General features: G+C 41.5%; 35 protein-coding genes. 32 read left to right on the top strand and 3 right to left on the bottom strand.

Annotated features, from left to right (window positions below):
• Window positions 1–2 precede the first annotated feature (2 nt).
• Window positions 3–380 (bottom strand): copper resistance determinant CrdA, encoded by a 378-nt coding sequence (gene crdA / locus H7O61_RS00080; protein WP_000731571.1) that lies wholly within the window; start codon window positions 378–380, stop codon window positions 3–5.
• A 175-nt stretch (window positions 381–555) separates the two neighbouring features.
• On the opposite strand from crdA, the gene fumC reads away from it, so the two are divergent.
• From fumC to H7O61_RS00095, 3 genes are read left to right on the top strand one after another with little or no spacing between them, the layout of a single operon-like run.
• The gene (fumC, locus tag H7O61_RS00085; RefSeq protein WP_180577529.1) at window positions 556–1,947 is read left to right on the top strand and encodes a class II fumarate hydratase; all 1,392 of its coding nucleotides are present in this window, start codon (window positions 556–558) and stop codon (window positions 1,945–1,947) included.
• Between the two features lie 22 nt (window positions 1,948–1,969).
• The gene (locus H7O61_RS00090; protein ID WP_187874753.1) at window positions 1,970–2,221 is read left to right on the top strand and encodes a hypothetical protein; all 252 of its coding nucleotides are present in this window, start codon (window positions 1,970–1,972) and stop codon (window positions 2,219–2,221) included.
• A 30-nt stretch (window positions 2,222–2,251) separates the two neighbouring features.
• Window positions 2,252–2,866, top strand: coding sequence for a ribonuclease HII (locus tag H7O61_RS00095; protein WP_187874755.1), 615 nt, complete (start codon window positions 2,252–2,254; stop codon window positions 2,864–2,866).
• On the opposite strand, the gene H7O61_RS00100 is transcribed toward H7O61_RS00095, so the two are convergent.
• Both H7O61_RS00100 and H7O61_RS00105 read right to left on the bottom strand, forming a co-directional pair.
• On the bottom strand, window positions 2,840–3,418 hold the full coding sequence (locus H7O61_RS00100) for a hypothetical protein (protein WP_187874757.1): 579 nt from the start codon (window positions 3,416–3,418) through the stop codon (window positions 2,840–2,842). The genes H7O61_RS00095 and H7O61_RS00100 overlap by 27 nt on opposite strands.
• 325 nt (window positions 3,419–3,743) lie before the next feature.
• Window positions 3,744–4,829: an AAA family ATPase gene (locus H7O61_RS00105; protein ID WP_187874759.1), complete on the bottom strand. Its 1,086-nt coding sequence runs from the start codon at window positions 4,827–4,829 to the stop codon at window positions 3,744–3,746.
• 210 nt (window positions 4,830–5,039) lie between these two features.
• Here H7O61_RS00105 and rpsJ point away from each other — a divergent pair, with 210 nt between their 5' ends.
• The 29 genes from rpsJ to rplQ all read left to right on the top strand — a co-directional run bounded on the left by rpsJ (window position 5,040) and on the right by rplQ (window position 18,882).
• Window positions 5,040–5,354 carry a 30S ribosomal protein S10 gene (gene rpsJ / locus H7O61_RS00110; RefSeq protein ID WP_000411561.1) on the top strand — a complete coding sequence of 105 codons (315 nt, stop codon included), beginning with the start codon at window positions 5,040–5,042 and terminating at the stop codon, window positions 5,352–5,354.
• Window positions 5,355–5,389: 35 nt separating this feature from the next.
• A complete protein-coding gene (gene rplC / locus H7O61_RS00115; RefSeq protein WP_187874761.1) occupies window positions 5,390–5,965 on the top strand; it encodes a 50S ribosomal protein L3 in 576 nt (191 codons plus the stop codon).
• A 34-nt stretch (window positions 5,966–5,999) separates the two neighbouring features.
• A complete protein-coding gene (gene rplD / locus H7O61_RS00120) occupies window positions 6,000–6,647 on the top strand; it encodes a 50S ribosomal protein L4 (protein WP_187874763.1) in 648 nt (215 codons plus the stop codon).
• Between the two features lie 3 nt (window positions 6,648–6,650).
• A complete protein-coding gene (locus H7O61_RS00125; RefSeq protein WP_000763613.1) occupies window positions 6,651–6,932 on the top strand; it encodes a 50S ribosomal protein L23 in 282 nt (93 codons plus the stop codon).
• 15 nt (window positions 6,933–6,947) lie between these two features.
• Entirely contained in the window at window positions 6,948–7,778 is an 831-nt protein-coding gene (gene rplB / locus H7O61_RS00130) for a 50S ribosomal protein L2 (protein WP_000985809.1), read from the top strand.
• An 11-nt stretch (window positions 7,779–7,789) separates the two neighbouring features.
• Window positions 7,790–8,071 (top strand): 30S ribosomal protein S19, encoded by a 282-nt coding sequence (gene rpsS, locus H7O61_RS00135; protein ID WP_000091385.1) that lies wholly within the window; start codon window positions 7,790–7,792, stop codon window positions 8,069–8,071.
• A gap of 9 nt (window positions 8,072–8,080) precedes the next feature.
• Complete coding sequence (gene rplV, locus H7O61_RS00140) at window positions 8,081–8,449, top strand: 50S ribosomal protein L22 (RefSeq protein ID WP_000030349.1); 369 nt, start codon at window positions 8,081–8,083, stop codon at window positions 8,447–8,449.
• A 3-nt stretch (window positions 8,450–8,452) separates the two neighbouring features.
• The gene (rpsC, locus tag H7O61_RS00145) at window positions 8,453–9,157 is read left to right on the top strand and encodes a 30S ribosomal protein S3 (RefSeq protein WP_042961587.1); all 705 of its coding nucleotides are present in this window, start codon (window positions 8,453–8,455) and stop codon (window positions 9,155–9,157) included.
• Window positions 9,158–9,159: 2 nt separating this feature from the next.
• Window positions 9,160–9,585: a 50S ribosomal protein L16 gene (gene rplP, locus H7O61_RS00150; RefSeq protein WP_187874765.1), complete on the top strand. Its 426-nt coding sequence runs from the start codon at window positions 9,160–9,162 to the stop codon at window positions 9,583–9,585.
• A complete protein-coding gene (rpmC, locus tag H7O61_RS00155; protein ID WP_000877884.1) occupies window positions 9,572–9,772 on the top strand; it encodes a 50S ribosomal protein L29 in 201 nt (66 codons plus the stop codon). The genes rplP and rpmC overlap by 14 nt, the downstream gene beginning before the upstream one ends.
• A gap of 14 nt (window positions 9,773–9,786) precedes the next feature.
• Window positions 9,787–10,047 carry a 30S ribosomal protein S17 gene (rpsQ, locus tag H7O61_RS00160; RefSeq protein WP_001092746.1) on the top strand — a complete coding sequence of 87 codons (261 nt, stop codon included), beginning with the start codon at window positions 9,787–9,789 and terminating at the stop codon, window positions 10,045–10,047.
• A gap of 2 nt (window positions 10,048–10,049) precedes the next feature.
• A complete protein-coding gene (gene rplN / locus H7O61_RS00165; protein ID WP_000616110.1) occupies window positions 10,050–10,418 on the top strand; it encodes a 50S ribosomal protein L14 in 369 nt (122 codons plus the stop codon).
• Entirely contained in the window at window positions 10,418–10,639 is a 222-nt protein-coding gene (gene rplX, locus H7O61_RS00170; protein WP_000834238.1) for a 50S ribosomal protein L24, read from the top strand. Before rplN ends, rplX begins: the two co-directional genes overlap by 1 nt.
• Window positions 10,640–10,651: 12 nt before the next feature.
• Window positions 10,652–11,197, top strand: a complete 546-nt coding sequence (gene rplE, locus H7O61_RS00175; protein ID WP_181324190.1) for a 50S ribosomal protein L5 — start codon at window positions 10,652–10,654, stop codon at window positions 11,195–11,197.
• A 9-nt stretch (window positions 11,198–11,206) separates the two neighbouring features.
• Window positions 11,207–11,392 carry a type Z 30S ribosomal protein S14 gene (locus H7O61_RS00180; RefSeq protein WP_001085694.1) on the top strand — a complete coding sequence of 62 codons (186 nt, stop codon included), beginning with the start codon at window positions 11,207–11,209 and terminating at the stop codon, window positions 11,390–11,392.
• A gap of 9 nt (window positions 11,393–11,401) precedes the next feature.
• Entirely contained in the window at window positions 11,402–11,797 is a 396-nt protein-coding gene (rpsH, locus tag H7O61_RS00185; protein ID WP_000245805.1) for a 30S ribosomal protein S8, read from the top strand.
• Window positions 11,798–11,807: 10 nt separating this feature from the next.
• Complete coding sequence (gene rplF, locus H7O61_RS00190) at window positions 11,808–12,344, top strand: 50S ribosomal protein L6 (protein ID WP_187874767.1); 537 nt, start codon at window positions 11,808–11,810, stop codon at window positions 12,342–12,344.
• Between the two features lie 13 nt (window positions 12,345–12,357).
• Window positions 12,358–12,714 carry a 50S ribosomal protein L18 gene (rplR, locus tag H7O61_RS00195; protein WP_187874874.1) on the top strand — a complete coding sequence of 119 codons (357 nt, stop codon included), beginning with the start codon at window positions 12,358–12,360 and terminating at the stop codon, window positions 12,712–12,714.
• A 14-nt stretch (window positions 12,715–12,728) separates the two neighbouring features.
• On the top strand, window positions 12,729–13,172 hold the full coding sequence (rpsE, locus tag H7O61_RS00200; RefSeq protein ID WP_001860543.1) for a 30S ribosomal protein S5: 444 nt from the start codon (window positions 12,729–12,731) through the stop codon (window positions 13,170–13,172).
• Between the two features lie 19 nt (window positions 13,173–13,191).
• On the top strand, window positions 13,192–13,593 hold the full coding sequence (gene rplO / locus H7O61_RS00205; protein WP_000522167.1) for a 50S ribosomal protein L15: 402 nt from the start codon (window positions 13,192–13,194) through the stop codon (window positions 13,591–13,593).
• 39 nt (window positions 13,594–13,632) lie between these two features.
• The gene (gene secY / locus H7O61_RS00210; protein WP_079340490.1) at window positions 13,633–14,895 is read left to right on the top strand and encodes a preprotein translocase subunit SecY; all 1,263 of its coding nucleotides are present in this window, start codon (window positions 13,633–13,635) and stop codon (window positions 14,893–14,895) included.
• Window positions 14,895–15,656 (top strand): type I methionyl aminopeptidase, encoded by a 762-nt coding sequence (gene map, locus H7O61_RS00215; protein WP_001018132.1) that lies wholly within the window; start codon window positions 14,895–14,897, stop codon window positions 15,654–15,656. Before secY ends, map begins: the two co-directional genes overlap by 1 nt.
• A complete protein-coding gene (infA, locus tag H7O61_RS00220) occupies window positions 15,656–15,874 on the top strand; it encodes a translation initiation factor IF-1 (RefSeq protein ID WP_000090248.1) in 219 nt (72 codons plus the stop codon). Before map ends, infA begins: the two co-directional genes overlap by 1 nt.
• 78 nt (window positions 15,875–15,952) lie before the next feature.
• Window positions 15,953–16,066, top strand: coding sequence for a 50S ribosomal protein L36 (gene rpmJ / locus H7O61_RS00225; RefSeq protein ID WP_000868339.1), 114 nt, complete (start codon window positions 15,953–15,955; stop codon window positions 16,064–16,066).
• 3 nt (window positions 16,067–16,069) lie between these two features.
• Complete coding sequence (gene rpsM / locus H7O61_RS00230) at window positions 16,070–16,432, top strand: 30S ribosomal protein S13 (protein ID WP_000090814.1); 363 nt, start codon at window positions 16,070–16,072, stop codon at window positions 16,430–16,432.
• 22 nt (window positions 16,433–16,454) lie between these two features.
• A complete protein-coding gene (gene rpsK / locus H7O61_RS00235) occupies window positions 16,455–16,850 on the top strand; it encodes a 30S ribosomal protein S11 (protein ID WP_120935534.1) in 396 nt (131 codons plus the stop codon).
• Window positions 16,851–16,859: 9 nt separating this feature from the next.
• A complete protein-coding gene (rpsD, locus tag H7O61_RS00240; RefSeq protein WP_000135258.1) occupies window positions 16,860–17,486 on the top strand; it encodes a 30S ribosomal protein S4 in 627 nt (208 codons plus the stop codon).
• Window positions 17,487–17,497: 11 nt separating this feature from the next.
• Window positions 17,498–18,532: a DNA-directed RNA polymerase subunit alpha gene (locus tag H7O61_RS00245; protein WP_187874769.1), complete on the top strand. Its 1,035-nt coding sequence runs from the start codon at window positions 17,498–17,500 to the stop codon at window positions 18,530–18,532.
• Window positions 18,532–18,882, top strand: a complete 351-nt coding sequence (gene rplQ / locus H7O61_RS00250) for a 50S ribosomal protein L17 (protein WP_001964612.1) — start codon at window positions 18,532–18,534, stop codon at window positions 18,880–18,882. The genes H7O61_RS00245 and rplQ overlap by 1 nt, the downstream gene beginning before the upstream one ends.
• The last annotated feature ends 297 nt before the right edge of the window (window positions 18,883–19,179 follow it).

The following is a 19,179-nucleotide window of genomic DNA, read 5'->3' on the forward strand; positions in this document are numbered from 1 at the left end:
TCTTATAAATCCAGGCTTGTTTTAGCGCGATAAACCTGGCCCTCTTTAGATTTAATATCCACCCTCACCTGCCATGTCCCATTCATAGAAAGATTGGTTTTGGCTTCATAAATGCCGTTTTTTTCACTCACTTGCGCCATTTCTTTCATCGCTGGCATGCCAGGCATTTCAGGCATCATAAACTGCACCCTAACGATAGCTTTTTCTAAAGCCTTACCTTTTAAAGTGGGGCTAAGCACGAAAGTGTTATCGCCTTTAATGGGGTTACCCACGGATTTGATTTTCACTTCCAAGTCATTCGCTTTTAGGGTTTGCTCCCATGCGTTTAAACTCATAACCCCCAATGCACTTATTAAAAATAAAGCGGCTAACTTTTTCATCGTTTTGACCTTTAAATTAAGATAACAAGAAAATTCTTGTTGCGGAAGAATGATAACTTTCTTTTGTGTAAAAATTGTGGAAATTGTTTTTAAAAAAATTAGGGTTTTTAAGTGGAAGGTATAAGAGTTTATGCTATTTTTTTAAGGTTTTAAAATCAAATTTCAAAGGATTAGTATGCAATTTAGAATTGAACATGACACGATGGGCGAAATTCAAGTGAATGACAGCCAATACTGGGGGGCTCAAACGCAACGCAGTCTTGAAAACTTTAAAATTGGTACCGAAAAAATGCCTAAAGAACTCATTGGCGCGTTTGCCAAACTCAAAAGGAGTCTGGCGGTTGTCAATCACAAGTTAGGGAAATTAAGCCTAGAAAAATCCCAAGCCATTATCAAGGCGTGCGATTGCATTTTAAAAGGCGAGTTGTGCGGCGAGTTTCCCCTAGCGATATGGCAAACAGGGAGCGGGACTCAAACGAACATGAATCTCAATGAAGTCATTGCCAATAAGGCTACAGAAATTTTAGGGGGTAATTTCAGAGAGAAAAAACTCATCCACCCTAACGATGATGTGAACATGTCTCAAAGCTCTAACGACACTTTCCCTACCGCAATGCACATTGTGAGCGTGCTAGAAATCACGCGCAAGTTATTGCCCAGTTTAGAGAATCTGTTAAAGACCTTTAAAGACAAAAGCCAACAATTTAAAGAGATTGTCAAAATCGGGCGCACGCATTTACAAGACGCTACGCCTTTAACTTTGGGGCAAGAATTTAGCGGGTATGCGAGCATGTTAGAGCATTCTAAGCAACAAATTTTAGAGAGCTTGGAGCATTTAAGAGAATTAGCCATAGGCGGGACTGCCGTAGGCACAGGGCTAAACGCTCATAAAGAATTGAGCCAAAAAGTGGCTGAAGAATTGAGCCAGTTTAGCGGCGTGAAATTCATTTCTGCACCCAATAAGTTCCATGCGCTCACTAGCCATGACGCTATCGCTTATGCGCATGGGGCTTTTAAGGCTTTAGCGGCGAATTTAATGAAAATCGCTAACGATATTAGATGGCTTGCGAGCGGGCCGCGCTGTGGTTTGGGCGAGCTTAATATCCCTGAAAACGAGCCGGGCAGTTCTATTATGCCCGGTAAAGTCAATCCCACGCAATGCGAAGCGATGACAATGGTAGCCGTGCAAGTGATGGGGAATGATACCGCTATTGGCATTGCGGCCAGTCAGGGTAATTTTGAACTGAATGTGTTTAAACCGGTGATTATTTATAATTTCTTGCAAAGTTTAAGGCTGTTGAGCGATAGCATGGAAAGTTTTAATACCCATTGCGCAAGCGGTATTGAGCCTAATAGAGAAAAGATTGATTATTACTTGCACCATTCTTTGATGCTAGTAACCGCCCTAAACCCGCATGTAGGCTATGAAAACGCCGCTAAAATCGCTAAAAACGCCCACAAAAAAGGCATTTCTTTAAAAGAAAGCGCGTTGGAATTGAAACTCTTGAGCGCTGAAGATTTTGACAAATTCGTGGTTCCTGAAAAGATGATCGGGCCTAAGGCTTGAAAGTCTTGGGCGAGAGCATGAGATGAAACCTGAAAAAGCCACTGGTAGCAAAGAGATTTATAAGATCTTAAAAGAAGCATTGCATGACAATAAAGATTTGAATCTTTATTTGGAATCTGGAGGTAAGCATGCCAAGCTGACTGATGGGGTGCATTTTTTGACGATCCCTTCATCGCCAAGCGACAGAAAAAGCGCGAAAAACTTTGAAAAAGAATTAACAGAGTTTATTAAGAATATAAGAGAAAACAAGATAACGCATGAAGCGCATGAGTAGGAATTTTTATACCGGTTTGGTTGCGTATCAATGACTCTAGGCATTGATGAAGCGGGGAGGGGGTGTTTGGCCGGTTCGCTTTTTGTGGCTGGGGTGGTGTGTAGTGAAAAAACAGCCTTAGAATTTCTAAAAATGGGTTTAAAAGACAGCAAGAAGCTCAGCCCCAAAAAGCGCTTTTTCTTAGAAGATAAAATCAAAATGCATGGTGAGGTCAAGTTTTTCGTGGTTAAAAAAAGCGCAGAAGCAATTGATAGCTTGGGCTTAGGGGCGTGTTTGAGGCTCGCTATTCAAGAAATTGTAGAAAATGGTTGCTCTTTAGCCAATGAAATAGAAATAGATGGCAACACGGCGTTTGGCTTGAACAAACGCTACCCCAATATACAAACCATCATCAAGGGCGATGAAACAATCGCTCAAATCGCTATGGCGTCTGTTTTAGCGAAAGCTGCTAAGGACAGAGAAATGCGACAATTGCACGCTTTGTTTAAGGAATACGGCTGGGATAAGAATTGCGGGTATGGGACTAAACAGCATATAGAAGCGATCATTAAGCTGGGGGCTACGCCTTTTCATCGGCATAGCTTCACGCTTAAAAACCGCACCTTAAATCCCAAACTCTTAGAGGTGGAACAACGCCTTATTTAAAAGGGCGCTGAGATTGGTAGCGCTCGTTGAAGAAAGGTTGATATGCTTTGCTTTAAAGTAAGCGATGAGATCTTCAGGCTGAATGAAAGGGAATTGCACCATAACATACACACGATGGTTGATGGCATCCACGAACCTTTTAGCCAAAATGGATTTAGACACTAAAAAATCAACAAGCCCAAATAAATGGCTGATAACATTATTTTTAACTTGAAGCGCTTTAACAATACGATGGTGCATTTTAGTGAGTAAAATGCTTTCTAAAGTGCTGTAAGCGTTCATTCTGGCCCTTAAAAGAGCGATTTCTTCAGCGTTCTTTTCAGGGGGCAATTGGTCATCATAGGGGATATAGTTGGAATAAAAATCGTTCCTTTTACCAAAAATTGAAGCCGATCCGACATATTGATTGGGCGGGTTCTTTTCGTTAAAAAGATTGACTTTAAGCCAACTAGGATAGTCTGCGATGTCTTGAAAGCTCTTGGCATGCGCTGTTTGAGCGAAGAGGCCTAGGGATAACAAGGCGCATAAACTTAATTTTTTCAATGCGTTCATTATAGCTTCCTTTCTATAAAAAAAATATCCTACGCTTTTAGGGTAGGTGGGTATTTCTCAAAAAGGCGAAATACTGGGATAGCTTATAGTGGTTTAGCTTAAGAAAAAATAAAAAAAATGTTAATAATATAAAAAAATGCGTAATAATTTTAATACATAAATACATAAATACATAAATACATAAATACATAAATACATAAATACATAAATACATAAATACATAAATACATAAATACATAAATACATAAATACATAAATACATAAATACATAAATACATAAATACATAAATACATAAATACATAAATACATAAATACTAATAACTATTATACCAAAATAGATTGAATATCCAAAGAAAAATCAATAAAATTAAGGTGTTTGTAGGGGGGATTATGGGCTGAAATAGGGGCGTTGATAGAAACCACCACGATATTAAAAAACCCATGCTCATGGCACCAAGAAAGCTGTTTTTCTAAAAAATGGGGCGTGGGGAAAGCGTGGGCGATGAGGGCGAGCTTGCTGGTAGGATTTCGCAAGATAAAAATCCCATTGTCATGGGAGTAAAGCTCATAATTTGGGAATTGCTTGTAAAGCTCTAAAAAAACCATGTTTTCAAAAACGCTTAAAAGCGAGGGGCTAGGAGTCAGGCTATAAGGCAAGGCAAAATCGCACAGATACAATTTGGTTTTATGATTTTCAAAGCTAGGGACTAAAAAAAGGATGCGTTGTTTTTCTAGCGCATGTAAAAATTTATAGAGGGTGTCTTTAGAGGTTTTCAACTCCTTTTTGAGTTGCGTATAAAGATAAAAAGCGCTCACAAACTTAGATTGATGCGCGCAGATTTTAGCCATTAGGGGGGCGTAAGCTTGAAAGGCTAGTTTGATATTTTCTTGTTTTTTTAGGATTTTTTCTTGCTCGTTTTCTGCAAAAAGCGAATCTAAAGCGTTGCCGTCTCTTAAAAAGCGGTTAAACAGGGTGTTTTTAGGGGTGTTGGGCTTGAAAAAGCTAGTGTATTCTTTAAAATTCAACCCTAACGCATAGCATAAGCTAAAATGGGGCGCTGTTATGGGGCTTAAACAATTAGGGATAAGAACGATTTTGGGAAGCTTGGGCAGGCTAAAATCCAAGCGCTCTATATTGTCTAAAATGAGCAAATCCATTTTCTTTTCCAAATGCCATTTTAAAAGCCATGAGCTTAGAATGTTTTGGTTCAAACGCATGTCATTGTAATTGATATACACAGGGTTTTTAAAATCCTTCGCTAATTTGAGGGCGAAAGTGGTTTTACCGGATTTCATCGGCCCTAAAAGACAGATTTTATCGCTTGAAGGCGGGTTTGAAAGCGGGTTGTTTAAAGCCGGCTCTTTAGGGGTTTCAAAAGGCCCAAAAGGGTGCAAGCAAGAAAGGGGCATGAACTTCCTTACAAAGGGGATTGGATTAAGATAATCGTAGCACATTTTTTTATATTTCCTTATAAAAAGGAAGTAAAAACCTCTAAAAAGCCCTAAAAACAGCAAAAGTTATTGACTAAATGGCGCATTTTGAGTAGTATTTCAGTTTTTATTTTATTGTTTTATTCTGTTTTTAAGTAACGAATGAAACGAGTTCTTTTAGGAGAGTTTATGGAAAAAATCAGGTTGAAGCTCAAAGCTTATGACCATAGAGTGTTGGATCGCTCTGTTGTGGCTATCGTGGAAGCCGTAAAGCGTTCAGGTTCTGAAATTAGAGGGCCTATCCCTTTACCGACTAAGAATAAGCGTTACACCGTTTTACGCTCCCCACATGTCAATAAGGATTCAAGAGAGCAGTTTGAGATTAGGGTTTATAGCCGGTTGATTGATATTATCTCGGCCACCCCAGAAACCGTGGATAGCTTGATGAAGTTGGATTTGGCTCCTGAAGTGGATGTAGAAGTAACTTCTATGGAAACGAAGTAGTCCTAACGCATTGAGATAATAAAAAAGGGTTAGATATGGAATTTTTAGTTCAAAAGATAGGCATGAGCCGCACGATTGATGCTAACAGCACGCCTGTAACCTTGCTTAAAGTCTTGCAAGCGAAAGTGTGCCAGCTAGAAAATGGGAAAGCTTTAGTGGCCTATGCGATGCATAAAAAACACAATAAGGCGATTGAAGGCCAGCAAAAGAAATACCAGCTCAGTAAAGAGTTTAGCCATTTCGCTACCTTAAAAGCTTCCCAACAACAAGAGCTTGGCGATTTGGATTTGAGCGCTTTAGAAACGCTTAAAAGGGTTAAAGCGAGCTTTAAAACAAAGGGAAGAGGCTTTGCGGGGGTGATGAAGCGTTGGAATTTCCAAGGCGGGCCTGCAGCGCATGGGAGCCGTTTCCACCGCCGTCCTGGCTCTATTGGTAACAGAGAATGGCCAGGAAGAGTGCAAAAGGGTAGGAAAATGGCAGGGCATTATGGCAATGAGCTAGTTACTTGCCAAAACGAGGTGCTCTCTTTTGATAAAGAAAGTATGGTGTTAGTGCTAAAGGGTTCAGTGGCCGGCTTTTCTGGGGCTTATGGACGCATTAGAGCGGTATAAAACCATACATTGAATATAATATAAAGGGTTTGATATGAGTAAGGCCATCGTTTTAGACAGCCATTTGAAAGAAAAGGGTAGCGTGGAGTTACCTAAAAGATATGAGAGTATCAACAGCCATAACCTCTATCTTTATGTGAAACATTATTTATCTTCTGTGCGCGCTAATACCGCTAAAAGTAAAAACCGCGCTGAAGTGAGCGGGGGCGGCAGGAAGCCTTGGGCGCAAAAAGGGGGCGGAAGAGCCAGAGCAGGGAGCATCACTTCGCCTGTGTTTGTCGGTGGGGGTGTCTCTCATGGGGCTACAAATAAGCGCAATTACAACCTTAAAATCAATAAAAAACAAAAGCGCTTGGCTTTAGAATACGCTTTAGAAGAAAAAGCGCAAGCGAACAAGCTTTTTGTGGTGGAAAAAATCGCTATAAAAGGCGTGGTTGAAGACAATAAAAGAAAGCATTTGACTAAAGAAGCCAACCAAATGTTTCAGGCTTTAGAGCAACGAGACACTTTGTTTGTGTGCATGAACATGGACGAATACACCGAGTTAGCCTTTAGTAACCTTAAAAAATGCCTTGTTATTGATGTGAGCGAGTTAAACGCTTATCTTTTAGCGGCGTTTAGCTCTGTGGTGATGGAAGAAGCGGCGTTTCAGCATGCGGTGCAAGATAAGACAGAGGAGTAAAAAATGGCAGACATCATGGATATAAAGTCAATTCTTTACACTGAAAAGTCATTAGGATTGCAAGAAAAAGGTGTTTTAGTGGTCCAAACGGCTCAAAATGTAACTAAAAACCAACTCAAAGAAGTGTTTAAAACTTACTTTGGCTTTGAGCCTTTGAAAATCAATTCTTTGAAACAAGAAGGTAAGGTGAAACGCTTTAGAGGGAAGCTTGGACAAAGAAAGTCGTTTAAGAAATTTTATGTGAAAGTTCCAGAGGGCGCTAGCATTGCCGCCCTTGGCGCGTAGAAAGGAGAAAGCGTTATGGCGATTAAAACTTATAAGCCCTACACCCCAAGCAGACGCTTCATGTCGGTGTTGGACTCTAAAGACATTACCGCAAAAAGCAGTGTCAAAGGCTTACTCACTAAGCTTAAAGCGACAGCAGGGAGGAACAATAACGGGCGAATCACTAGCCGCCACAAAGAGAGAGGGGCTAAAAAACTCTATCGCATTATTGATTTCAAGCGCAACAAATACAACATTGAAGGGAAAGTGGCTGCGATTGAGTATGATCCTTATAGAAACGCGCGCATCGCTCTTGTAGTCTATCCTGATGGGGACAAACGCTATATTTTACAGCCAAGCGGTTTGAAAGTGGGCGATAGCGTTATCGCTGCTGAAGGCGGTTTGGATATTAAAGTGGGCTTTGCGATGAAGTTAAAAAATATCCCCATAGGAACGGTGGTGCATAATATTGAAATGCATCCAGGGGCTGGTGGGCAATTAGCCAGAAGCGCTGGGATGAGTGCTCAAATCATGGGTAGAGAAAATAAATACACCATTCTTAGGATGCCAAGCTCTGAAATGCGCTACATTCTAAGCGAATGCATGGCAAGCATTGGCGTGGTAGGGAATGAGGATTTTATCAATGTCTCTATCGGTAAGGCAGGGCGTAACCGCCACAGAGGGATCCGCCCACAAACTCGTGGTAGTGCGATGAACCCCGTGGATCACCCGCATGGTGGGGGCGAGGGTAAAACAGGGACAAGCGGTCATCCTGTATCGCCTTGGGGTACTCCAGCTAAGGGCTATAAAACTAGAAAGAAAAAAGCTAGCGACAAGCTCATCATTTCCAGAAAGAAACATAAATAAAGGGTTAAAGAATGTCTAGGTCAATTAAAAAGGGTCCTTTTATAGACGACCACTTGATGAAAAAAACGCTCAAGGCAAAAGAGGGTAAGGATAACCGCCCGATTAAAACATGGTCTAGAAGAAGCACCATTTTGCCTGAAATGATTGGTTTTACTTATAATGTGCATAACGGAAGGGTTTTTGTCCCTGTGTATATCACAGAAAACCATGTGGGTTATAAGTTAGGGGAATTCGCTCCTACAAGAACTTTTAAAGGGCACAAAGGCAGTGTCCAAAAAAAGATTGGCAAGTAAGGGGGTAGAATGAGCAAAGCGTTATTAAAATTTGTGCGGTTATCTCCTACTAAAGCCAGATTGATTGCAAGACAGATTCAAGGCATGAACGCTGAATTAGCGATCGCTAGTTTGGAATTTACGCCCAATAAAGCGGCTAGAGTGCTTTCAAAAGTGGTGGCTTCTGCGGTCGCTAACGGCTCTTTAGACGCCAAGAGCGCTCTGATTGTTTCTTGCAGAGTGGATGCTGGCCCTGTGCTTAGGCGCTCCATTCCAAGGGCTAAAGGCAGAGCCACGGCCATTAGAAAGCCAACATCTCATGTATTCGTAGAAGTAGCAGAAGGGAAAGAAATGAAATCTTCTAAAAGCCATAAAAAAAATCAAGCAGAAGGTAAGTAGGGCATGGGACAAAAAGTTAATCCGGTAGGTTTAAGATTAGGTATTAATAGGAATTGGACTTCCAGATGGTTCCCTAGCGCTCGCACCGCTCCAAGCAATATTGATGAAGACAATAAGATTAGGAAATTCCTTAAAAAAGAGCTTTATTATGCTGGCGTGAGCGAGATTGTGATTGAAAGAGCGGCTAAAAAACTGCGCGTTACGGTCGTAGCGGCTCGCCCAGGGCTTATCATTGGTAAAAAAGGCGTGGATATTGAAAAAGTCAAAGAAGGCTTAAAAACGCTCATCAAAAAAGAAATCTCCATTAATATTAAAGAAGTCAAACGCCCCCAAGCTGACGCCCAATTAGCCGCAGAAAATGTAGCTACCCAGCTAGAAAAAAGGGTCGCTTTCCGCCGTGCGATGAAAAAGGTCATGCAAGCGGCGTTAAAATCTGGTGCTAAAGGGATCAAGGTGCGCGTTTCTGGCCGTTTAGCAGGGGCTGAAATCGCTCGCACCGAATGGTATATGGAAGGGCGCGTGCCTTTACACACCTTAAGGGCTAAGATTGATTATGGCTTTGCTGAAGCGATGACAGTATATGGTATTATTGGCGTGAAAGTGTGGATTTTCAAAGGGGAAGTTTTGCAAAAAGGCATCCAATTTGAGAAAAAAGAAGAGGCTAAAGAAGAAAGAGAGCCTAGAAGAAGCAGAAGAGGGAGGCAATAATCATGTTAATGCCAAAAAGAACAAAATACAGAAAGCAAATGAAAGGGCGCAATCGTGGGAAAGCCCATCGTGGTAACTCTATTGCGTTTGGGGATATTGCGATTAAAGCCATAGAGCATGGGAGGATTGATTCACGCCAGATTGAATCCGCAAGGGTGGCCATGACAAGGCACATTAAAAGAGCGGGTAAGGTGTGGATTAGAGTGTTCCCTGATAAGCCTTTGAGCGCTAAACCTTTAGAAACCAGGATGGGTAAAGGTAAAGGCTCTGTGGAAAAATGGGTGATGAATATCAAGCCGGGCAGAATCGTTTATGAAATGCTAGGCATTGAAGAAGGACTGGCGAGAGAAGCTTTAGCTTTAGCTCAGAGCAAACTTCCTTTTAAAACCAAAATTGTAACTTGTGAGAGCGAAAATGAAATATACTGAATTGAAAGATAAAAGTATCAAGGAATTAGAAGAGTTGTTGCATGCTAAAAAAGCGGAGCTTTTTGAGTTGCGCGTTAAGTTAAAGGCTATGCAATTGAGTAATCCTAACGAGATTAAGAAAGCCAGAAGAAATATCGCTCGCATTAACACGGCCATTAATGCGCATTATTCTTCTAGCGTTGAGTAAAAAAAGGGTAAGCAATGAATACGAAAGAGCCGCATAAGAGGCTGGTGCAAGGCAAGGTTATCAGCAAATTTGCTGAAAAAAGCGCTGTGATTCTTGTGGAAAGAAAAGTGGTGCATGAAAAATACCGCAAGATTGTTAAAAAGTTTAAAAAATACACCATCCATGATGAAAACAATCAGGTGAAAGTAGGGGATTTTGTGAGCGCGATTGAGTGCAGACCGCTTTCTAAAACCAAGTCTTTCACGCTTAAAGAAATTTTAGTAGTGGGAGTATAAGCATGATACAGAGTTTTACAAGATTGAATGTCGCTGACAATAGCGGCGCTAAAGAAATCATGTGCATTAAGGTGTTAGGAGGCAGCCATAAACGCTATGCGAGCGTGGGCAGCGTGATCGTGGCTTCCGTGAAAAAAGCTATCCCTAATGGTAAGGTGAAGCGCGGTCAAGTAGTCAAAGCCGTTGTGGTGAGAACGAAAAAAGAAATCCAAAGGAAAAATGGTTCTTTGGTGCGTTTTGATGACAATGCAGCAGTGATCTTGGACGCTAAAAAAGATCCGGTTGGCACAAGGATTTTTGGGCCAGTGAGCCGAGAAGTGCGTTACGCTAATTTCATGAAAATTATTTCTCTAGCGCCGGAGGTTGTATAATGAAAAGCGAAATCAAAAAAAATGACATGGTGAAAGTCATTGCAGGAGACGATAAGGGTAAGGTTGCTAAGGTTTTAGCGGTGTTGCCTAAGACTTCTCAAGTGGTTGTTGAAGGGTGTAAAGTGGTGAAAAAAGCGATTAAACCTACTGATGATAACCCTAAAGGGGGCTTTATCCATAAAGAAAAGCCCATGCACATTTCCAATGTGAAGAAAGCCTAAGGAGTTGGATACATGTTTGGTTTGAAACAATTTTATCAAAATGAAGTGAGGGCAAAACTCGCTCAAGAATTAGACATCAAAAACCCCATGCTTTTACCCAAGCTAGAAAAAATCGTTATCAGCGTGGGCGCTGGGGCTTATGCAAAAGACATGAAAATCATGCAAAATATTGCACAAACGATTTCTTTGATTGCAGGGCAAAAGGCGGTTATCACTAAGGCGAAGAAATCCGTTGCAGGCTTTAAGATCAGAGAAGGCATGGCGGTAGGGGCGAAAGTTACCTTAAGGAATAAACGCATGTATAATTTCTTAGAAAAGCTGGTTGTGATTTCATTGCCCAGAGTGAAAGACTTTAGAGGGATTTCACGAAATGGTTTTGATGGGCGTGGGAATTACACCTTTGGGATCAATGAGCAGTTGATTTTCCCGGAAGTGGTTTATGATGATATTATGGTCAGTCATGGCATGAACATCACTATGGTAACTTCTACAGACAACGATAAAGAAGCGTTCAAGTTGTTAGAATTGCTTGGATTGCCTTTTGCAAAAGTGAGATAAGGGGTTAATATGGCTAAAAAATCAATGATAGCAAAGGCTCAAAGGAAACCAAAATTTCAAGTAAGGGCTTATACCAGATGTCGCATTTGTGGGAGACCTCATTCGGTTTATAGGGATTTTGGACTTTGTAGGGTGTGCCTAAGGAAAATGGGCAGTGAGGGACTCATCCCAGGCTTGAGAAAAGCCAGTTGGTAAGGATAAGATATGGTAAATGATATAATTGCAGATTCATTAACTCGTTTGAGAAACGCTTCTATGCGCCGCTTAGAATTCACACAGCTTTATTACGCAAAGATCGTGGTTTCTATTTTAGAGATTTTTAAAGAAAAGGGTTTCATTAAAGATTTCAATGTCAAAGATAAAGACAAGAAACAATCGGTTTATGTGCAATTGGCTTATGATGAAAAAGGGCATTCAAAAATCAGCGAAGTGAAGCGCCTAAGCAAGCCCGGTCGTCGTGTGTATAAGCAAAAAAACGAGTTGAAGCGCTTTAAAAATGGCTATGGCGTGATTGTGGTAAGCACTTCTAAGGGTGTGATCACTAACGAAGAAGCTTACAGACAAAATGTCGGTGGCGAAGTGCTTTGCAGCATTTGGTAAAGGATTAAAAATGTCAAGAATCGGGAAAAGAATCATTGAAATCCCAAGCTCTGTGCAAGCGAGCGTGGAAGGGAGTAAGCTTCTTTTTAAAAACAGCAAAGAAAAGCATGAGTTAGAAACTCACAACCGAGTGAAAATCACGCTTGAAAACAACCAATTGAGCTTCCAGCCTGTGGGCGAAGACGCGCAGTCTAGGGCTTATTGGGGGACTTATGGCGCGTTAGCCAACAACATTGTAACAGGCTTAAGCACCGGTTTCACTAAGACTTTAGAAGTCAATGGCGTGGGCTATAAGGTGGCTTTGGGCAATAAAACTTTGGATTTGAGTTTGGGTTTTAGCCACCCGGTGAAATACCCCATTCCAGCGGGGATTGAAATGGTTGTGGAAAAAAACACGATCACTATCAAAGGGAGCGATAAGCAACAAGTAGGGCAAGTCGCCGCTGAAATCAGGAGTTTCAGACCCCCAGAGCCATACAAGGGTAAGGGTGTGAAATACAGCAATGAAGTCATTATTAGAAAAGCTGGTAAAACAGCTAAAAAATAAATAAGGTGAAATGATGAACGCAAAAGCATTGTATAAAAAGAAAGCCTTAAGAGATCGCCGGAAATTAAGGATTAAAAGCAAACTCTTAGGCGATGCACTAAGGCCTAGGGTGAGCGTTTTTCGTTCCAACCGCTATTTCTATGCGCAAGCGATTGATGATGTTAAACAAAGCACCATAACGCATATTGATGGCAGGAAAATGGGCTTTAAAAACACGCAAGAAGACGCTAAAAAATTAGGCGCTCTCTTTGCTGAAGAATTGAAAAGAGCAGGGATTGAGCGAGCGGTTTATGACAGGAATGGTTATCTCTATCATGGCGTGGTGGCAGCGTTTGCTGAAAGCTTGAGAGAGAACGGGATCGCTCTATGACAGAAAGGAAAGGTATGGAAGAGATTAACAGAGAAGAGTTTCAAGAAGTCGTTGTGAATATTGGTCGTGTAACCAAAGTGGTTAAGGGCGGTAGGCGGTTTCGTTTTAACGCTTTAGTGGTTGTGGGCAATAAAAATGGGCTTGTAGGCTTTGGTTTAGGCAAGGCTAAAGAAGTCCCTGATGCGATTAAAAAAGCGGTAGATGATGCGTTTAAAAACTTGATCCATGTAACGATCAAAGGCACGACTATCGCTCATGACATTGAGCATAAATACAACGCAAGCCGTATTTTACTCAAACCGGCAAGTGAGGGAACGGGGGTGATTGCTGGGGGTTCAACGCGCCCTATCGTGGAATTAGCAGGCATTAAGGATATTCTAACCAAATCTTTAGGCTCTAATAACCCCTATAATGTGGTGCGCGCGACTTTTGACGCTCTAGCTAAAATCAAGGCGTAGTTAAAAAGGAGATATGATAATGGGATTAGAAAATTTAAAACCGGCTAAAGGTAGTGTTAAAAAAATCAAACGAGTGGGCCGTGGTCAAGGAAGCGGTATGGGAAAAACCGCTACAAGGGGCGGTAAAGGTCAAACCGCAAGGACAGGCTATAAGGCTAAAAGAGGCTTTGAAGGAGGGCAGCAACCCTTACAACGCCGTTTGCCTAAAATAGGTTTTAGGACTAAAGATTCTCATATCTATTCTATCAATGTGGAAAAGAATGAAGCGATTAAAAATTTAGAAGAAATCACTTTTTCAAGCTTGCGCGCTTTACACCATTTCCCTCTTTATATTGAGGGCGTGAAATTGATCGGTAAAGACGCTAAAAACTTGGCTTCTAAAATTAAAGATGAAAGAATCAAAACAAGCGGGCAGAAATAATGCCCCTGTTGTATCAGCTTGATTTAAGAGGAATAAGTTATGAATAAAGCCATTGCTAGTAAGATACTCATCACTTTAGGTTTTTTATTTCTCTACAGAGTCTTAGCTTATATCCCCATTCCTGGCGTAGATTTAGCAGCGATCAAGGCTTTTTTTGACAGCAATTCCAACAACGCTTTGGGGCTGTTTAACATGTTTAGCGGGAATGCGGTTTCTCGCTTGAGCATCATCTCTTTGGGTATCATGCCCTATATCACTTCTTCAATCATCATGGAGCTTTTGAGCGCGACTTTCCCTAACCTGGCTAAAATGAAAAAAGAGCGAGACGGCATGCAAAAATACATGCAAATCGTGCGTTATTTGACCATTTTAATCACCCTAATCCAAGCGGTGAGCGTTTCAGTGGGGTTAAGGAGCATTAGCGGAGGAGCCAATGGGGCGATCATGATTGATATGCAAGTCTTTATGATCGTTTCAGCGTTTTCTATGCTTACAGGGACGATGTTGCTCATGTGGATAGGGGAGCAAATCACGCAAAGGGGCGTGGGGAATGGGATCAGCCTCATTATTTTTGCCGGGATTGTTTCAGGGATCCCATCAGCCATTTCAGGCACATTCAATCTGGTCAATACGGGCGTGATCAATGTTTTAATGCTCATTGGTATTGTGTTGATTATTTTAGCGACGATTTTTGCGATCATCTATGTGGAATTAGCCGAGCGCAGGATTCCTATTTCTTATGCGCGTAAAGTGGTGATGCAAAACCAAAACAAGCGCATCATGAATTACATTCCTATTAAATTGAATTTAAGCGGGGTGATCCCGCCCATTTTCGCTTCAGCTTTGCTCGTGTTCCCTTCTACGATTTTACAGCAAGCCACAAGCAACAAGACTTTGCAAGCGATTGCGGATTTTTTAAGCCCGCAAGGGTATGCGTATAACATTTTGATGTTCTTACTCATCATCTTTTTTGCTTATTTTTATTCTTCTATCGTGTTCAATTCTAAGGATATTGCGGATAATTTGAGGCGTAATGGCGGGTATATTCCAGGGCTTAGGCCTGGAGAGGGGACTTCATCGTTTTTGAATGCTGTAGCGAGCAAACTCACTTTGTGGGGTTCGTTGTATTTGGCGCTCATTTCTACCGTGCCTTGGATTTTGGTTAAGGCTATGGGCGTGCCTTTTTACTTTGGAGGCACGGCGGTGCTGATTGTGGTTCAAGTCGCTATTGATACCATGAAAAAGATTGAAGCGCAAATTTATATGAGCAAGTATAAAACTTTAAGCGCAGTAGGCTTTTAATGGCGATCTCTATTAAAAGCCCAAAAGAAATCAAAGCTCTAAGAAAAGCCGGGGAATTAACCGCCCAAGCGTTAGCCCTTTTAGAGCGAGAAGTAAGGCCTGGGGTTTCACTTTTAGAGCTGGATAAAATGGCTGAAGATTTTATCAAATCCTCTCATGCTAGGCCTGCTTTTAAGGGGCTCTATGGTTTCCCTAACTCTGTGTGCATGTCCTTAAATGAGGTGGTCATTCATGGCATTCCTACGGATTATGTTTTACAAGAAGGGGATATTATAGGCTTGGATTTGGGGGTGGAGGTGGATGGCTATTATGGTGATTCAGCCCTCACGCTTCCCATAGGCGCGATAAGCCCGCAAGATGAAAAATTGCTCGCTTGCTCTAAAGAGAGCTTGATGCATGCCATTAGCTCAATTAGAGTGGGCATGCATTTTAAAGAGTTGAGCCAGATTTTAGAGGGCGCTATTACAGAAAGGGGTTTTGTGCCTTTGAAAGGATTTTGCGGGCATGGCATTGGTAAAAAGCCCCATGAAGAGCCAGAAATCCCCAACTACCTAGAAAAAGGCGTCAAAGCTAATAGTGGCCCTAAAATCAAAGAGGGCATGGTATTTTGTTTAGAACCTATGGTGTGTCAAAAACAAGGCGAGCCTAAAATACTAGCGGATAAGTGGAGCGTGGTTTCAGTGGATGGGCTTAACACAAGCCACCATGAGCATACTATCGCCATAGTTGGCAATAAAGCAGTGATTCTTACGGAGCGTTAATGGCAAGAGATGATGTTATAGAAGTGGATGGGAAAGTGATTGAGGCGTTGCCTAACGCCACTTTTAAGGTGGAATTAGACAATAAGCATGTAGTGTTGTGCCGTATTTCTGGAAAGATGCGCATGCACTATATTAGGATTGCTTTAGGCGATAGGGTCAAGCTAGAGCTTACGCCCTATAGTTTAGACAAGGGTCGGATAACTTTTAGATATAAATGAATTTAAGGGTTATTTCAATGAAAATATGTTAGTATAAAAGTTTTTAGTAGTGCCTAATTTTTTCAAAGGAGAAAAATCATGAAAGTCAGGCCATCAGTGAAAAAGATGTGCGATAAGTGCAAAATCATTAAAAGAAGGGGCGTTATTAGAGTGATCTGCGCTACCCCTAAACACAAACAAAGACAAGGATAAAGCATGGCAAGGATTGCTGGTGTGGATTTACCAAAAAAGAAGAGAGTAGAGTATGCCCTTACCTATATTTATGGGGTTGGGCTTAAGAGTTCTAGAGAGATTTTAGAAGCGGTAGGCATTTCTTTTGACAAGCGTGTGCATGAATTGAGTGAAGATGAAGTGTCTAGCATCGCTAAAAAAATCCAACAAAGCTACCTAGTAGAGGGCGATTTGCGTAAAAAAGTTCAAATGGATATTAAATCCTTAATGGACTTAGGGAATTATCGTGGGATCAGGCATCGTAAGGGTCTTCCTGTGAGAGGCCAAACCACTAAAAATAACGCTAGGACTCGTAAGGGTAAGAAAAAAACCGTGGGTAGCAAGTAGCGGATAAGGAGATGATGATTTAATGGCTAAGAGAAATGTAACGGCTAAAAAGAAAGTAGTCAAAAAGAATATTGCGAGAGGGGTTGTTTATATTTCAGCGACCTTTAACAACACCAACATCACGATCACTGATGAAATGGGCAATGTGATTTGCTGGAGCACGGCGGGTGGTTTAGGGTTTAAAGGCTCTAAAAAATCCACCCCTTATGCGGCCCAACAAGCTGTAGAAAGCGCTCTAAGCAAGGCTAAAGAGCATGGCGTTAAAGAGGTGGGCATTAAGGTTCAAGGGTCAGGTAGTGGGCGTGAGACCGCTATTAAGAGCGTGGGCGCGACAGAGGGCGTTAAAGTGCTTTGGATTAAAGACATCACCCCGCTCCCTCATAATGGTTGCAGACCCCCTAAAAGAAGAAGAGTGTAAGGAGGCTTTATGGCAAGATATAGAGGCGCAGTAGAAAGACTAGAAAGGCGTTTTGGGGTTTCTTTAGCTTTAAAAGGTGAAAGGCGATTGAGCGGGAAGAGCGCGCTAGATAAAAGGGCTTATGGACCAGGCCAGCATGGACAAAGACGCACTAAGACTTCTGATTATGGGTTGCAGTTGAAAGAAAAGCAAAAAGCTAAAATGATGTATGGCATTTCTGAAAAGCAATTCAGGAGTATTTTCGTGGAAGCCAATCGCTTGGACGGCAATACGGGTGAAAACCTTATCCGCTTGATTGAAAGAAGATTGGACAATGTTGTCTATCGCATGGGGTTTGCGACCACTAGAAGCTCTGCTAGGCAATTAGTAACGCATGGGCATGTGCTTGTGGATGGTAAGCGTTTGGATATTCCCTCTTATTTCGTGCGTTCAGGGCAAAAAATTGAGATCAAAGAAAAAACCAAGAGCAACCCTCAAGTGGTGCGCGCGATGGAATTGACAGCTCAAACAGGGATTGTGCCATGGATTGATGTGGAAAAAGATAAAAAATACGGCATCTTCACCCGCTACCCTGAAAGAGAAGAAGTGGTTGTCCCTATTGAAGAAAGACTCATTGTAGAATTGTATTCTAAGTAAGGGGTTAGAGCATGAAAGTTATCAAAACAGCACCTTTGATCCCATCAGAAATTAAGGTGTTAGAGAAAGAGGGCAATCGGGTTAAGATTTCTCTGGCTCCATTTGAGTTTGGTTACGCTGTTACGCTCGCTCATCCTATTAGAAGGCTTTTGCTTTTAAGCTCTGTGGGGTATGCTCCTGTAGGTTTAAAGATTGAAGGCGCACATCATGAGTTTGACTCATTAAGAGGGGTTACTGAAGATGTGTCGCTTTTCATCATGAATTTAAAGAATATCCGCTTTATAGCCAAGGCGTTAGTGGGGCAGGATAGCTCTTTAGAAAACCAATCGGTTGTGGTGGATTATTCTTTTAAAGGGCCTATGGAGCTTAGGGCTAGGGATTTGAGTTCTGAACATATAGAAATCGTCAATCCTGAAATGCCTCTAGCCACAATCAACGAAGATGCTCAATTGAATTTTTCGCTCATTATCTATAAAGGAATGGGGTATGTCCCAAGCGAAAACACAAGGGAATTGATGTCTGAGGGCTACATGCCACTAGATAGCTCTTTCACGCCGATTAAAAAGGTCGTTTATGAGATTGAAAATGTTTTGGTTGAGGGCGATCCCAACTATGAAAAAATCATTTTTGATATTGAAACAGATGGGCAGATTGACCCTTATAAAGCGTTTTTATCAGCGGTGAAAGTGATGAGCAAGCAACTGGGCGTTTTTGGCGAAAGGCCCATTGCCAATACGGAGTATTCAGGCGATTACGCCCAAAGAGATGACGCTAAAGATTTGAGCGCTAAGATTGAAAGCATGAATTTGAGCGCTAGGTGTTTTAATTGCTTGGATAAAATCGGCATCAAGTATGTGGGCGAACTCGTGTTGATGAGCGAAGAAGAGCTTAAAGGCGTGAAAAACATGGGTAAAAAATCCTATGATGAAATCGCTGAAAAATTGAATGATTTGGGCTATCCGGTAGGCACAGAATTAAGCCCTGAACAAAGAGAGAGTTTAAAGAAAAGATTAGAAAAATTAGAAGATAAAGGAGGTAACGACTGATGAGACACAAACACGGATACCGCAAGCTTGGGAGAACCAGCTCGCACAGAAAGGCGTTATTAAAGAATTTAGCGATCGCTTTGATTGAGCATAACAAAATTGAAACAGGGATTTATAAAGCTAAGGAATTGCGCAGTTACATTGAGAAATTAACGACAGCGGCTCGTGTGGGCGATTTTAACGCGCACCGCCATGTTTTTGCGTGTTTGCAAAATAAAGAAGCCACCCACAAGCTAGTAACTGAAATCGCACCCAAATACGCGCAAAGGAATGGCGGATACACCAGGATCCAACGCACCACTTTTAGAAGAGGGGACGCTTCCACTCTAGCCACCATTGAATTTGTGTGAAATTTGACGGACTGCTAGCCAAGATTTTAGTCTTGGTTGGTATCGCTTTGATTTTATCTTTTTAAAAGAAGCACTTAAAAGCTTTGGCCTTGTTCTATTGATTGTAAAATTTAAAAAATGCTAAAAAGCGTTTTCTCAAAATATAAAAGAGCTTGGCGTTAGTTGAGCGATAACCTCAAAACTGCAAAAATCAAGCAACTAAAACCCCATTTTTTAAAAAATTAAAATAAATTCAAAACTCGCTTCTATCCCACCCTTTAATTGAGCGGTATTTCTTGCATTTTTATTGGGATTTCT

The organism is Helicobacter pylori, assembly GCF_014496965.1.
Lineage (GTDB): Bacteria > Campylobacterota > Campylobacteria > Campylobacterales > Helicobacteraceae > Helicobacter > Helicobacter pylori_CZ.

Coding starts and splice junctions, on each gene's coding strand:
- rpmC (WP_000877884.1), top strand. CDS start 9,572: ATGAAATATACTGAATTGAAAGATAAAAGTATCAAGGAATTAGAAGAG.
- rpsJ (WP_000411561.1), top strand. CDS start 5,040: ATGGAAAAAATCAGGTTGAAGCTCAAAGCTTATGACCATAGAGTGTTG.
- infA (WP_000090248.1), top strand. CDS start 15,656: ATGGCAAGAGATGATGTTATAGAAGTGGATGGGAAAGTGATTGAGGCG.
- map (WP_001018132.1), top strand. CDS start 14,895: ATGGCGATCTCTATTAAAAGCCCAAAAGAAATCAAAGCTCTAAGAAAA.
- H7O61_RS00105 (WP_187874759.1), bottom strand. CDS start 4,829: ATGCCCCTTTCTTGCTTGCACCCTTTTGGGCCTTTTGAAACCCCTAAA.
- rplV (WP_000030349.1), top strand. CDS start 8,081: ATGAGCAAAGCGTTATTAAAATTTGTGCGGTTATCTCCTACTAAAGCC.
- rpsS (WP_000091385.1), top strand. CDS start 7,790: ATGTCTAGGTCAATTAAAAAGGGTCCTTTTATAGACGACCACTTGATG.
- H7O61_RS00245 (WP_187874769.1), top strand. CDS start 17,498: ATGAAAGTTATCAAAACAGCACCTTTGATCCCATCAGAAATTAAGGTG.
- crdA (WP_000731571.1), bottom strand. CDS start 380: ATGAAAAAGTTAGCCGCTTTATTTTTAATAAGTGCATTGGGGGTTATG.
- rplO (WP_000522167.1), top strand. CDS start 13,192: ATGGGATTAGAAAATTTAAAACCGGCTAAAGGTAGTGTTAAAAAAATC.
- H7O61_RS00180 (WP_001085694.1), top strand. CDS start 11,207: ATGGCTAAAAAATCAATGATAGCAAAGGCTCAAAGGAAACCAAAATTT.
- rpsK (WP_120935534.1), top strand. CDS start 16,455: ATGGCTAAGAGAAATGTAACGGCTAAAAAGAAAGTAGTCAAAAAGAAT.
- rpmJ (WP_000868339.1), top strand. CDS start 15,953: ATGAAAGTCAGGCCATCAGTGAAAAAGATGTGCGATAAGTGCAAAATC.
- rplQ (WP_001964612.1), top strand. CDS start 18,532: ATGAGACACAAACACGGATACCGCAAGCTTGGGAGAACCAGCTCGCAC.
- rpsE (WP_001860543.1), top strand. CDS start 12,729: ATGGAAGAGATTAACAGAGAAGAGTTTCAAGAAGTCGTTGTGAATATT.
- rplF (WP_187874767.1), top strand. CDS start 11,808: ATGTCAAGAATCGGGAAAAGAATCATTGAAATCCCAAGCTCTGTGCAA.
- rpsQ (WP_001092746.1), top strand. CDS start 9,787: ATGAATACGAAAGAGCCGCATAAGAGGCTGGTGCAAGGCAAGGTTATC.
- rplE (WP_181324190.1), top strand. CDS start 10,652: ATGTTTGGTTTGAAACAATTTTATCAAAATGAAGTGAGGGCAAAACTC.
- H7O61_RS00100 (WP_187874757.1), bottom strand. CDS start 3,418: ATGAACGCATTGAAAAAATTAAGTTTATGCGCCTTGTTATCCCTAGGC.
- H7O61_RS00095 (WP_187874755.1), top strand. CDS start 2,252: ATGACTCTAGGCATTGATGAAGCGGGGAGGGGGTGTTTGGCCGGTTCG.
- H7O61_RS00090 (WP_187874753.1), top strand. CDS start 1,970: ATGAAACCTGAAAAAGCCACTGGTAGCAAAGAGATTTATAAGATCTTA.
- H7O61_RS00125 (WP_000763613.1), top strand. CDS start 6,651: ATGGCAGACATCATGGATATAAAGTCAATTCTTTACACTGAAAAGTCA.
- rplX (WP_000834238.1), top strand. CDS start 10,418: ATGAAAAGCGAAATCAAAAAAAATGACATGGTGAAAGTCATTGCAGGA.
- rplB (WP_000985809.1), top strand. CDS start 6,948: ATGGCGATTAAAACTTATAAGCCCTACACCCCAAGCAGACGCTTCATG.
- rplD (WP_187874763.1), top strand. CDS start 6,000: ATGAGTAAGGCCATCGTTTTAGACAGCCATTTGAAAGAAAAGGGTAGC.
- rpsH (WP_000245805.1), top strand. CDS start 11,402: ATGGTAAATGATATAATTGCAGATTCATTAACTCGTTTGAGAAACGCT.
- rplR (WP_187874874.1), top strand. CDS start 12,358: ATGAACGCAAAAGCATTGTATAAAAAGAAAGCCTTAAGAGATCGCCGG.
- rplN (WP_000616110.1), top strand. CDS start 10,050: ATGATACAGAGTTTTACAAGATTGAATGTCGCTGACAATAGCGGCGCT.
- rplP (WP_187874765.1), top strand. CDS start 9,160: ATGTTAATGCCAAAAAGAACAAAATACAGAAAGCAAATGAAAGGGCGC.
- rplC (WP_187874761.1), top strand. CDS start 5,390: ATGGAATTTTTAGTTCAAAAGATAGGCATGAGCCGCACGATTGATGCT.
- fumC (WP_180577529.1), top strand. CDS start 556: ATGCAATTTAGAATTGAACATGACACGATGGGCGAAATTCAAGTGAAT.
- rpsD (WP_000135258.1), top strand. CDS start 16,860: ATGGCAAGATATAGAGGCGCAGTAGAAAGACTAGAAAGGCGTTTTGGG.
- rpsC (WP_042961587.1), top strand. CDS start 8,453: ATGGGACAAAAAGTTAATCCGGTAGGTTTAAGATTAGGTATTAATAGG.
- rpsM (WP_000090814.1), top strand. CDS start 16,070: ATGGCAAGGATTGCTGGTGTGGATTTACCAAAAAAGAAGAGAGTAGAG.
- secY (WP_079340490.1), top strand. CDS start 13,633: ATGAATAAAGCCATTGCTAGTAAGATACTCATCACTTTAGGTTTTTTA.